Genomic DNA, 13428 nt, shown 5'->3' on the forward strand with positions numbered 1-13428 from the left:
ACGTGACTCCGTGGGTTGTTCAGACCGATTCTATTGTAGGAACAGGGTGATCCGCCCCAACGGGAGACCGCTTCTCCCACCCAAGACACATGAGCAAGTCGTCTCAGTACGAGCCCTTGGCGTCCCAGCTGTTCCGCAGGGTCCCGCGTCTCGTGCAGACGGCCGCCTGACGCGAGGAGCACATAGGTGACCATCCGGACACTCAACCGCATCCTTATCGCCAATCGTGGTGAGATCGCCCTGCGCGTGGTGCGCACAGTCCGGGACCTGGGAGGCGCATCCATCCTCCCGTACACCCCCGAGGACCTTATGAGCCCGGCCGCCGAGCTCGCTGACGAGGCCCATGCTCTGCCGGAGGGCTCGTCGTACACCGACGCCGATGCGATCCTGTCCATGGCCCGCGCCACCGGTGCCGATGCGGTGCATCCGGGTTACGGATTCCTGTCCGAGAACGACGCCTTCGCTCAAGCGGTCGCCGACGCCGGTATCGTCTGGGTGGGCCCTTCGCCGTCGGCCATGCGGGCACTGGGCGACAAGATGAGCGCTCGGGCCACTGCCGAGCGCGCTGGAGTCGCCCCTGTTCCCGGAATCACCGAATCGGTCACGGACGCCGAGACGGTCATGGCATTCGCAGCCGCCCACGGTTATCCCGTCGCCCTGAAGCGAACTGACGGCGGTGGGGGACGCGGCATCACCGTGCTGGGCTCGGACGAGGAGGTTCGTGCCACGCCGGCTTTCGACTCTGCGGCCGCCGGAGGCGGCACGCTGATTCTCGAGAAGTTCGTGACGGCCGCACGACACGTGGAGACCCAGTGCGCTCGCGACAGCCACGATGCCTTCGCCGTCGTGTCAACCCGCGACTGCACTCTGCAGCGCCGCAACCAGAAGCTTCTCGAGGAGGCCCCGGCTCCCTGCTTGCCCGCGGGCGTGCATGATCGGCTCGTGGAGGCCTCCCGCCGTCTGCTGGAGACCGTCGATTACGTCGGAGTCGCCACGTGCGAATTCCTGCTCACCCCTGCCGGGGACCTGTGGTTCCTCGAAGTCAATCCTCGCCTGCAGGTCGAGCACTGCGTCTCGGAGGAAGTCACCGGCGTCGATCTGGTGGAACTGCAGCTGCGTATAGCCGCCGGCGGACATGTGGGGCCGATCCCCGAGCCCCGCGGTCACTCCATCGAGCTGCGCATCACCTGTGAGGACCCGGCTCGTGGCCTGGCCCCGTCCACGGGCGCCATCACCCGCCTGCGCTGGCCCGCCGGACCCGGTATCCGCATCGAGTCCGGCGTCGTCGAAGGCGACGTCGTCACCCCCATGTTCGACCCCATGCTCGCCAAGATCGTCGTCACCGGCGCTACCCGCGACCAGGCCATCCGCCGTGCACGGCGCGCCCTGAGCGAGATGATCGTCGAAGGCGTCACCGTGTGCACGGCGCTGCATGAGCACGTTCTGACCCGCCCTGAGCTGACCGAGCCCTCTGCTGACGGTGCTGACGGATCGCTCAGCGTGACCACGCGCTGGCTTGAGAACGATGTCCTGCCTGAGCTCGCCGATCCCGCGTCCGTCGCCACTGGGGCAGAGCCGGCACCGGAGAATCGTCGCACCCGGTCCTCTTACGTCATCGAGCTCAATGGCCAGCGCGTGCAGCTCACAATCCCAGACGGCATTCTGGGCGGACACGGGCCTCGTTTGGGCGTGGGATACCCCGGCGCACCGAGCCAGCGCCTGACACAGCAGCCGCTCCGCGGACGCGCGAGCGCCCGATCGGGAGCGCGTGAGGCAGCGGAGCCGGCCGCCGCCGATCCCTCCGTCATCCCCGCCCCCATGCAGGCGATCGTCACGCGCATCTGCGTCGAGCCGGGCCAACAGGTTCATGCCGGTGAACTTCTCGTCGTTCTGGAGTCGATGAAGATGGAGAACTACGTTCACGCCCCCAACGACGCCACGGTGGAGGAGATCCCCGTCAGCGCCGGACGCACCGTCTCCGCGGGTGAAGTTCTTGTACGCATGAAGAGCGATGCTGAGACCCCATCCGAGTCAACAGCCTCGCCCCAGCAGTCGATACAGCAGGAGGCCTGAGCCGTGACCGATACCTTCCCCAGGAGCAGTACGCCTGCAGCCGGTGCGGCTTCCGATACCGGCTCAGCTGGCTCACAGGCCCGTACTATTGCGGACTCGGAGGCCACAACGGCCTTCCGCGAGCACATCGCACGGGTCAACACCAATGCTGAGGACCGCGCCATCGCGCGTCAGCACGCCAAAGGCAAGCAGACCGCTCGCGAGCGCATTGAAGGGCTGCTGGATGCCGGCACCTTCCTCGAGATCGGCCGCTACACGGGCTCCGGCGCCGGATCGGGGGCCCGGCCCTCGGGCGTCGTCACCGGGTTCGGTCAGATAGACGGGCGCCAGGTGGCCGTCTACTCCCAGGACTTCTCCGTTTCCGGCGGAGCGCTTGGCACGATCGAGGGCGACAAGATCGTCCGTCTGCTCAACGACGCTCTGCGTCTGCGCATCCCCGTGATCGGCTTGATCGACTCCGGTGGCGCCAAGATCCAGGAGGGCGTGGGAGCGCTGCGCCAGTACGGGCGCATCTTCAACCGTACCTGCGCGGCCTCCGGACTGGTGCCCCAGATCAGTGTCATCCTCGGCCCTTGCGCGGGCGGTGCGGTCTACAGTCCCGCTTTGACGGACTTCGTCATCGCCACCCGGGAAGCCTCCCACATGTTCGTCACCGGTCCTGATGTCGTGCGCGCCGTCACGGGGGAGAGCATCAGTGCCGAGGAGCTCGGCGGGGCTCGGATCCACGGCATGGTCTCAGGCGTCGTGCATTACGTCGCCGAGGACGAGACGGATGCCCTGGAGCAGGTTCGCACGTTCCTGGCCTACCTGCCCTCCTCCGCCGATCAGGAGGCCCCGCGCTACGACTACGATGCGAGCGCTCGTACGTCAGATGCCTCCCCGGCCTCCCGGGTGGGTTCTCTCGTGCCCGCCTCATCCCGCCAGGCCTATGACGTCGCCGAGGTGGTCGCGGCTCTGGTGGACCATGGCGAGCTCGTGCAGGTCCAGGAGGTCTTCGCGCCCAATGTCGTCATCGGCTTCGCCTGCTTCGAGGGCCGCCCGGTCGGCATCGTGGCCAATCAACCGCTTCACGACGCCGGCACCCTGGACGTGGACGCCTCGGAGAAACTCGCCCGCTTCGTACGGTTCTGCGACGCCTTCGGGCTGCCGGTCGTCACGTTCGTCGACGTGCCCGGATACCGTCCGGGGGCCGAGCAGGAGCACGCCGGCATCATTCGGCGCGGAGCCAAGGTCATCAACGCCTACGCCACCGCCACTGTCCCCCTGGTGACCATTATCCTGAGGAAGGCCTATGGCGGCGCCTACATCGTCATGGGCTCCAAGGCCATCGGGGCGGATCTCAACTTCTGCTGGCCCGGTGCGGAGATCGCTGTTCTGGGTGCCGCCGGCGCAGTGGGGATCATCCACCGCCGAGACCTGCAGACTGTGCGCGACGAGCGCGGTGAGCAGGCCGAGACGGCCGAACGGGAGCGGCTCGTCGAGGAGTACACCCGGGCGGTCATCAATCCCGACAAGGCCGTGGCCATCGGTGAGATCGACGCGGTGATAGCCCCGGAGGACACTCGTACAGTCATTGTGGACTCCTTGGCCGCTCTGGCCGACAAGCGCGACTCACGCAACACGCCCATCAAGAAGCACGACAACATCCCCCTGTGAGGCCCCGGATGACCGATAGCACCGATAACACCGATAGTTCTGTTAGTTCTGTCTCGCCGGCGCCGCCCCGCACCACTGTTCCAACCATCGACCTGCCCACCACGACTGAGGACCGCATGAGCACCCAGCCCACCACCTCCACCACTGTCGAGGCCGCTGCCCCGACCTCCGCCGAGCGCTTGAGCGGGGACGAGCCCTACGTTCTCGCCTTCGGCGGACAGGCCACGCCCTGGCGCGCCACTCTCGACGAGCTCGTCGGCCTGGACCAGGAGCTGGCGGGCGCGCTCGTCAAGCTGGATGCCGCGGTCGCTGCGCGCCTGGCTCCTGTGGCCACCGATCTGCTGACCATCACTCCTCGCGGTGCGCGTTTCCTGACCGATGACGCCGCACCGGTGACCCCGGCCATTGCCGCTGCGGGCGGTACTGCGGCCGACACCGCCGACATCTCCGTGCCGGGAATCCTGTTCGCTCAGCACGCGGCCATCGCGTCTTTGCCCGCCGCGGGCGTCGACATCACGGGGGCAGCGGCTCCCGCCGCCGCTATTGGCCACTCTCAAGGAGTGCTCGGGGTCGCTCTGCTCCAGGCGCTGACCCGGGCCGACACCATTGATGAGGAGCAGGTCGTCGAGGTTCACGCCATCGCCCGCCTGATCGGTGCCGCCGCCGCCCGCGATACTCGTCGTCTCGACCTGGGCACCGTGGGGGAGTCCACCCCGATGCTCTCAGTGCGCGGTGTGACCCGTCAGGTCTTGGATACCGTGCTCTCCCGGGTTCCCGGGGCGGAGAGTCTCAGCATCGGAGTGACCAACGGCCGTCAGGCCCACATCCTGTCGGGCCGTCCCGCCGAACTGGAGGCCGTGGTCAGCGCCCTGGAGGCTGCTGCTCGTCGAAGTGCCAATGACCGCAAGGAGCGCCGCCGCGGAGGGGCGGTCCTGAATCCGGTCACCGAGTTCCTCGTCACCTCTGTGCCCTTCCACACCCCTCTGCTGGCTCCGGCGGTGGAGGACGTCGTCGCTTGGGCCGAGCGCGCTGGACTGAACACCACCTTGGCCCGCGAGCTCGCCGTCGCCGTTCTCATCGACCCGGTCGACTGGCCTGCGCTGGTCGACCAGGCGCTCGCCTCGACCGGATCCCGTCTCGTCGTCGATCTCGGGCCCGGCACCGTGCTCACGCGTCTGACCGAGGCCATCGTTGCCGGTACCGGTACAACCGTCATCCCGGCCGGTACGGCCCGCAGCATCGACGACCTGGATCGTCCTGGCGCCACGCCTGTTGCCGCAGTGGATCGCGCTCGCTTCGCCCCACGCCTGACCCGCCTGCCTGATGGACGTTTGACCCTCGACACCGCTTTCACCCGCCTTACCGGGCGCTCTGCCGTGCTCCTGTCCGGTATGACCCCCACCACTGTCGATCCCGAGATCGTTGCGGCCGCCGCTAACGCCGGCTACTGGGCCGAGCTCGCCGGTGGTGGCCAGACCACCGCCACGGTCCTGACTGAGAACCTGGCCGGGCTGGAGGCCGCCCTGGAGCCGGGGCGCACGGCCGCCTTCAACGCCATGTTCATGGATCGGTACCTGTGGAACCTCCACCTGGGCACCCAGCGTCTGCTGTCCAAGGCTCGCGGTGCCGGTTCTCCGGTGGACGGCGTCGTCATCTCCGCCGGCATCCCCGAGCTCGATGAGGCGGTCGCTCTGCTGGCCCGTCTGCATGCCGAGGGCTTCCCCTACGTGGCCTTCAAGCCCGGCACCGTGGATCAGATCCGTCAGGTCATCGCCATCGCCAAGGCCGTGCCCGACAGCCCGGTCATCATGCAGATCGAGGACGGGCACGCCGGTGGCCATCACTCGTGGGAGGACCTGGACACCATGCTCCTGGCCACCTACGACGCCATTCGGGCATGTGACAACCTCGTGCTGTGCGTCGGCGGAGGCATCGGCACTCCGGAGCGGGCCGCCGACTACCTCACCGGGCGCTGGGCCGAGACCTATGGCGTTGCGGCGGCTCCTGTGGACGGCGTGATGGTCGGCACCGCCGCCATGACCTGTCTGGAGGCCAAGACCAACGAGGATGTCAAGCAGCTTCTCGTCGATACTCCTGGAATCGATCCCGCGCATGAGGGCGGTTGGGTCGCCTCGGGGGCGTCGGTGGGCGGCATGACCTCCGGCCTGTCTCACCTGCGTGCCGACCTGTACGAGATCGACAACTCCTCGGCGCGCGCCTCCCGCCTCATCCAGGAGATCGCCGGCAACGACGAGGCGATGAATGCTCGACGCGACGAGATGATCGCCGCCTTGTCGAAGACCGCCAAGCCCTATTTCGGCGACGTCGAGGAGATGACCTACTTGGCGTGGGCCACTCGTTATGCCGAGCTGTGCGTCGCTCCCCACGACGGTCGATCCGCTGTGCGTGCGGACTGGGCCGATGAGGGCTGGTACGACCGGTTCCTCGATCTGCTCAACCGCATCGAGGCGCGTCTGAACTCCGCCGACCACGGCGAGATAGAGACTCTGTTCGCCTCCGAGGAGGATGTCCTCGACGCCGATGGCGCCCTGGCGGCGCTCGCCGACCGCTATCCGTCCGCCGCCCAGACTCTCGTCGAGCCGGTCGATGCCGCCTGGTTCGTCGATCTGTGCCGCAAGCACCCCAAGCCGGTGCCCTTCGTGCCGGTCCTGGACGCCGACATCCTGCGCTGGTGGGGCACCGACTCCCTGTGGCAGTCCCAGGACCCGCGCTACACCGCCGACCAGGTGCGCATCATTCCCGGTCCGGTTGCGGTGGCGGGCATCACCACGATCAATGAGCCCGTCGGTCACCTGCTGGGTCGTTTCGAGACTGCGGCCGTTCAGGCCCTTCAGGACGCGGGCGTATCTGAGCAGGTCGCCGCCGGTCGCCTCGGCACTGAGGTGACCGCTAGCACGCTCGGCGCCCCAGTCACTGACGCCACCGAGCTGGTCCGCACCACGCCGCACGTGCTGTGGAACGGGCATCTGACCATCAATCCGGCTCGCGTGCTGCCGCAGGACGCCTACAAGGTCGTCGCTCGTCCGGATGTTGCAGAGGACGCCTACGACCTGGACATCCGCCTCGACACTCATTGGGACTCGACTCCCGGTGGGGAGTCCGTGCACGCCGTGCGCCGTCTCGTGGTTCCCCTGCGCCTGGCCCGCGCCTGGGACGGGGCCGCACCGCTTGTCGATCCCGAGCGCATCAGTGAGACCATGAACGATCTCCTGCGCGCCACCGCAGGAGTCGGGGCCGTCTCCATCACCGGGGATCTCGTCGAGCACTTGCCGCAGGTGATCCCCGCCGTCCAGGGAGCCACCGACGCGCTCGATCGCCCCGTCACTCAGCCTTTCGGCACCGTCCACGCCCGTTTCACGCTGGCGGACACCCTGGGAGCCGACCACGCCGCGGTGACCGCGAACGCCCTGCCGACGTCCTTGTCGGCCGCCCCGCTGGTCCCCGACGCCCTGCTCGGCCCGTGCTGGCCCGTGGTCTATGCGGCTCTGGGCAGCGTCGTCGAGGACGGCATGCCGCTCATTGAGGGACTGCTGGGGGCCGTCCACCTCGACCACACCATCGATCTGCGCCGTTCGCTGGCCGAGCTGCATGCGCAGGCCGGACCCGAGACCGTCATTCAGGTCGACGGGTGGGTCGCCGCCCTGGAGGAGTCCAGCGCGGGACGGGTCGTGGATGTGCGCTTGGAACTGACCGACGCCTCCGACGGCTCGTTGGTCGCCCTCATGCGCGAACGCTTCGCCATCCGCGGGCGGGCCTCGGGCACCGCCGTGCCCTCCAGCCCCGAGCTGGCCGGGGGGACGGGGCGCGACACCGCGCCTGCCGCGCGTCGTCTGCTGCGCCGCGTCACCGTGACGGCCCCGGCCGACATGACCGCCTTCGCTCGTGTGACCGGCGATTTCAACCCCATCCACACCAGTTACCATGCGGCCAAGGTCGCCGGCATGAAAGCGCCGCTGGTCCACGGCATGTGGCTGTCGGCGACCGCTGAGCAGGTGGCGGCCTCCACCGCTGCTGACGGCACCCGCAACGTCCTGGCGGGGTGGACCTATGTCATGCTGGGTACGGTCGAGCTTGGCGATCGCGTGGAGATCAGCGTTGAGCGCACCGGGCTCGTTCGCGGCGGCGGCCTCGTCCTGGAGGTCACCTGCCGCATTGGCGATGAGGTCGTCTCCCGCGGCACTGCCGTGACCGAGCCCGAGCCGACCGCCTACATCTATCCCGGTCAGGGCATCCAGTCCCGCGGTATGGGTCTGGACGAGATGAACAGCTCCAAGGCCGCACGCGAGGTCTGGGAGCGCGCCGACGCCCACACTCGCGCAGAGCTCGGCTTCTCCGTCATCGCCCTGGTGCGCGACAACCCCACCGAGATGACCGCTCGCGGTGTGACCTATCGCCACCCTGAGGGGCTGCTCAATCTCACCCAGTTCACCCAGGTCGCTTTGGCGACCGTTGCCATAGCCACCACCGCGCGCTTGGCCGAGGCCGGTGCTCTGGTTGAGGGCGCCGCCTTCGCCGGGCACTCGCTGGGGGAGTACACCGCCCTGAGCGCCTATGGGCGTGTCATGCCCGTGGAGACGACGATCTCCATCGTCTTCCAGCGCGGCTCCACCATGCACACCCTGGTCGAGCGCGACGAGCACGGCGCCTCGAACTACCGCATGGGGGCTCTGCGCCCCAACCAGGCCGGCATCAAGGCGGCTGAGGTCGAGGACTACGTTGCTCGGATCGCTCAGCAGACCGGCGAGTTCCTTCAGATCGTCAACTACAACCTCGCAGGTGTGCAGTACGCCGTGGCGGGCACCATTAAGGGCTTGGAGGCCCTGGCAGCCGATTCCCGCGCCAAGGCCAAGGCTCACGGCGGCAAGAACCCCTTCATGTTCGTGCCGGGCATTGATGTGCCTTTCCACTCCGAGGTACTCCGCCCCGGCGTTCCCGAGTTCCGCGAGCGCCTCGCAGCCCTCGTGCCGACCGATCTTGATGCGGATCGTCTCGTGGGGCGCTATGTGCCCAACCTCGTGGCGCGCCCCTTCGAACTGACTCCCGAATTCGCCCGGGCGATCCTCGATGTCGTCCCCTCCGAGCCGGTCAAGTCCATCGTCGAGAACTGGGGCGCTTGGGAGAACCGGCCTGTCGAGTTGGCTCGTCAACTGCTCATCGAGCTGCTCGCCTGGCAGTTCGCCTCTCCGGTCCGCTGGATCGAGACCCAGGATGTCCTCCTGTCCTCGCCCAATCAGGGTGGTCTGGGCGTCGAGCACATCATCGAGGTCGGCCTGGCCGCTTCCCCCACACTGGCGAACCTGGCCTCCAGGACGCTGCTGCTGCCTCAGCACCACGGGCTCCACGTGACAGTCCACAATGCCCGGCGTGATGAGGCCCGCGTGCTGGCCACCGACACCGACCCGGCTGTGAGCCTGGAGGAGGAGAGCTTCGAGCTGCCGTCCACCGAACAGACCACTGATCAGGCCGCCGACCAGCCTGCTGCGCAGGCCGAGGCTCCCGCAGCCGGGCCCGCAGAGACGCCTGCCGCAGCTGCTCCGGTAGAGGCTCCGGCCGCGACGCCGGTCTCCTCGGGACCTGTTGACGATCTGCCCTTCACGGCTACGGACGCGCTCACTGTTCTCTTGGCGCACGCCGCGCGCATCCGTCCCGAGCAGATCGGGGCGACCGACACCACCGAGACCCTGACCAACGGTGTGTCCTCACGACGCAACCAGTTGCTCATGGATATGGGCACTGAGCTCCAGCTCGCCAGCATCGATGGTGCCGCGGATGCCGACATGACGGCGCTCGCCGCCACTGTCGCCAAGGGCGCCCCCGGCTACAAGGCTTACGGACCGGTTCTCACCGATGCCATTCGCACTGGCCTGGGCAGGCTCCTGGGCCCCTCAGGCGTGCGCCCCACGCGCGTCGCCGAGCGCGTGACGGGTACGTGGGGCCTGGGAGAGGGGTGGGTCTCCCATGTCACCGCCGAGCTGTTCCTGGGTACTCGCGAGGGCGCTTCCATGCGGGGCGAGGACCTGGCCTCCCTGGGGTCCTCCTCGCCTGTGAGCAGTGCTGGCGCCGTTGACGCCCTGATCGACAAGGCCGTGCAGGATGTGGCCTCGGCTCATGGCGTCGCCGTGGCCAAGCCCAGCGCCGCCGGCGGCGCCGGAGGTGCGGTGGTGGACTCCGCCGCCCTGGATGCTTTCGCCGCCACCGTGACTGGTGAGAATGGCGTGCTGGCCACTACTGCGCGAACCGTCCTGTCCGCTCTGGGCCTGTCGGATCGGGTCACGATTCCCGCTGATGCAGGCGATGAGGCCGCGGCTGCGCGCGCCCTGGTGGAGGCCGTCGATGCCGAGCTGGGCACCGGCTGGCTCCGCTCGGTGACGCCGGCATTCGACGCCGATCGGGCCGTCCTGATCGACGACCGCTGGGCCACGGCACGCGAGGACCTCGCCCGCCTGGGCAACGGCGAGACCTCGTTGGACCAGGCGCGCGCACTTCTCACCCCGGAGAGGTTCACCGGTCTGGGATCTGCTGTTGCCGACCAGGCCGCCTGGTGGGCCCGGAACCTGCGTGAGGCCGACACGCGAGAGGCCGCTGAGCGTGCGGAGATCGCCGAGGCGATCGCGGCCGTGGCTGCCAACCGGCCTGTGGCGGGGGATGAGTCGGTCCGGTGGGCCGACGACGTGGCCGTCGTCACCGGAGTCGCCCCTCGTTCCATCGCCGCAGCGGTCGTCGGCGAGCTGTTGGCCGGCGGCGCCACCGTGGTGGCGACCAGCTCGCGCTTGACCCACGAGCGCTTGGCCTTCGCCGAAGAGCTCTACCGCGAGCACGCCGCTGCTGGCGCCCGTCTGTGGATGGTGCCGGCGAACCTCGCCTCCTACCGGGATGTTGACGCCCTTGCCGACTGGATCGGCCATGACCAGGTCATCACCTCCGGCGGCTCCAGCAAGCTGGTCAAGGAGGCGCTCGTCCCGACCCTCTTGTTCCCCTTCGCCGCGCCGCGCGTATCCGGAACCCTTGCCGACGCCGGTCCGGAGGCGGAATCGCAGACTCGTCTGCTCCTGTGGAGCGTGGAGCGCACCATCGCCGTGCTGAGCGCTATCGGTACCGACACCCATGTCGACCATCGTCTCCATGTCGTGCTGCCCGGTTCTCCCAACCGCGGCACTTTCGGCGGGGACGGAGCCTATGGCGAGGTCAAGTCCGCGCTGGACGCCATCGTCAACCGGTGGCGCGCCGAGCGGACCTGGGCCCAGCGCGTGACGCTCGCCCACCCGCGCATCGGCTGGGTCAGGGGCACTGGTCTCATGGGCGGCAACGACCCGCTCGTAGCTGCCGTTGAGAGCGCCGGTGTACGAACCTGGACGACTCAGGAGATCGCGACCGAGCTAGTTGGTCTGTGCGCTGCCGACGTGCGCGATCGGGCCGTCACCGCTCCGGTCCCGGCGGACCTGACCGGGGGGCTGGACGAGAGCGTCGATCTGGTGGCTCTGCGCGAGCAGGCCATCGCACGGGCGGCCGAGAGCACGGATGCCGCAGCGGGCACCCCGGCTCCCGCCACCATCAAGGCTCTGCCGACCCCGGTGGTGCCGACCCAGCCGTCCGCGCCAAACTGGGGGGCGGTAGACGTCTCCTTGGACGACATGATCGTCGTGGTCTCCTCCGGCGAGGTCTCCACGTGGGGGTCGGGTCGCACACGTCGCGAGGCCGAGTTGGGCATGAGCAGCGGCGACGACGTCGAGTTGACCGCAGCGGGGGTGCTGGAGCTGGCCTGGGGCATGGGGCTGCTGACCTGGCACGACTCCCCGAAGGCCGGCTGGTACGACGCCGACGGCGAACTGGTGGAAGAGACCGATGTTCTCGAGCGCTACCGCGATGAGGTCGTGGCGCGCTGCGGCATCCGCGAGTTCGTCGATGACGGGGTCATCGCTCCTGATGCCGAGGAGGACGTCACCGTCTACCTCGACCAGGACATCACTCTGACTGTGGCGGACGAGGCCACTGCCCGCACCCTGGAGGCCACTGATCCTGAGCACACGCTGGTGGCGCCCGATTCCGAGACGGGGGAGTGGACCGTCACCCGCCTGGCGGGCTCGCTCGCTCGTGTGCCGAGGCGCGCGGCTCTGTCACGCACGGTCGGTGGCCAGTTCCCGCTCGACTTCGACCCGCAGCGGTGGGGCATCCCGGCGGCGATGGCCGAAGGCATGGATCCGATCGCCTCGTGGAATCTCGTCACGGCGGTCGACGCCTTCCTGTCGGCAGGATTCTCCCCGGCCGAGCTCCTCGCGGCCGTCCACCCCAGCGATGTGGCCTCCACTCAGGGCACCGGTTTCGGAGGCATGGAATCCATGCGCAAGATGTTCGTGGGCCGTCTTCTCGGTGAGGAGCGCCCCAGTGACATCCTGCAGGAGGCCCTGCCCAACGTCGTGGCTGCGCATGTCATGCAGTCCTATGTCGGTGGCTATGGTTCCATGGTTCAGCCGGTGAGCGCCTGCGCCACCGCCGCGGTGTCAATCGAGGAGGGCTGGGACAAGATCGCGCTGGGCAAGGCCGATGTTGTCGTCGCGGGTGCTATCGACGACATCTCGGTGGAGTCCGTGGTCGGCTTCGGCAATATGAATGCCACGGCGGAAGCGGCGGCCATGTACGCCAAGGGCATCTCAGCCCGTCACTTTTCCCGGGCGAATGATCGCCGACGCGGTGGCTTCGTGGAGGCCGAGGGCGGTGGCACCGTGATCCTGGCGCGCGCCTCCGTGGCTGCTCGGCTGGGATTGCCGGTCGCCGGCGTGATCGGTTTCGTCTCCTCCTATGCAGACGGCGCCCACACCTCTATTCCGGCACCCGGGCTGGGCGCCCTGGGGGCGGGCCGCGGTGGTGAGAACTCGCGCCTGGCGCGGGCCCTGCGCGCCCTGGGCGTCGAGGCCGATGACATCGCCGTGGTCTCCAAGCACGACACGTCCACGAGTGCCAACGACCCCAATGAGTCCGAGCTGCACACCCGCCTGGCGCGTGCACTGGGCCGTGCGGAGGGAAACCCGTTGGTGGCGGTCTCGCAGAAGACGATCACCGGTCACGCCAAGGGCGGTGCCGCGCTGTTCCAGGTGGCGGGCCTGACCGAGATCCTCGCCAGCGGCGTGGCCCCCGGCAACGCCAGCCTTGACGTGGTTGATGCGCCCCTGGCCAAAGACGCCTTCTGGGTCTGGCCGCGCACGCCCATCCGCATGGCCGGCCGTGGCGGAGAGTCCGGTCGTGTCCCGGGGGCCGGCCCGGTGCGCGCGGGTCTGCTGACCTCTCTCGGCTTCGGGCACGTCAGCGGCCTGATCGCCCTGGTGCACCCCGGCGCCTTCGAGTCCGCCCTGCGTCAGGCCGGCGGCCAGGAGGCCGTGGACGCCTGGCTGGCCAGTGCGAATGCTCGTCTGGCCGCGGGCACGCGCCGTCGCCGGGCCGGCATGATCGGCCGGGCACCGCTGTTCGAGCAGGTCGATGGCCGACGTCTCGGTCAGGAGACCAAGCACCGCGACCCGCATGAGGTTGAGGCCGCCATGCTCCTCGATCCCGAGGCGCGGCTGGGAGCCGACGGTGTCTACCACGCCGGTGAGCAGGCATGACTGTAGAAGACTGACGCGCTCTTCCCGGTCGCCGGCCGTCGCATCGGATCACCCGCCCTCGGAGGTTCGCCTCTGACGGCTG

3 protein-coding genes are annotated in these 13428 nt (G+C 68.8%); all 3 read left to right on the top strand.

Annotated features, from left to right (window positions below):
* The first annotated feature begins 186 nt into the window (after positions 1-186).
* The 3 genes from W5W_RS0109630 (at position 187) to W5W_RS0109640 (ending at position 13346) form a co-directional block, all read left to right on the top strand.
* Complete coding sequence (locus tag W5W_RS0109630; protein ID WP_017195250.1) at positions 187-2073, top strand: acetyl/propionyl/methylcrotonyl-CoA carboxylase subunit alpha; 1887 nt, start codon at positions 187-189, stop codon at positions 2071-2073.
* An 87-nt stretch (positions 2074-2160) separates the two neighbouring features.
* The gene (locus W5W_RS0109635) at positions 2161-3729 is read left to right on the top strand and encodes an acyl-CoA carboxylase subunit beta (RefSeq protein ID WP_029574230.1); all 1569 of its coding nucleotides are present in this window, start codon (positions 2161-2163) and stop codon (positions 3727-3729) included.
* 116 nt (positions 3730-3845) lie between these two features.
* On the top strand, positions 3846-13346 hold the full coding sequence (locus tag W5W_RS0109640; RefSeq protein ID WP_017195252.1) for a type I polyketide synthase: 9501 nt from the start codon (positions 3846-3848) through the stop codon (positions 13344-13346).
* The last annotated feature ends 82 nt before the right edge of the window (positions 13347-13428 follow it).

Origin of the sequence: Actinomyces massiliensis 4401292 (assembly GCF_000269805.1) — a bacterium.
Classification (GTDB): Bacteria; Actinomycetota; Actinomycetes; order Actinomycetales; family Actinomycetaceae; genus Actinomyces; species Actinomyces massiliensis.

Excerpts from the sequence above, each read along its gene's own strand:
- W5W_RS0109640 (WP_017195252.1), top strand. The coding sequence starts at position 3,846 with ATGAGCACCCAGCCCACCACCTCCACCACTGTCGAGGCCGCTGCCCCG.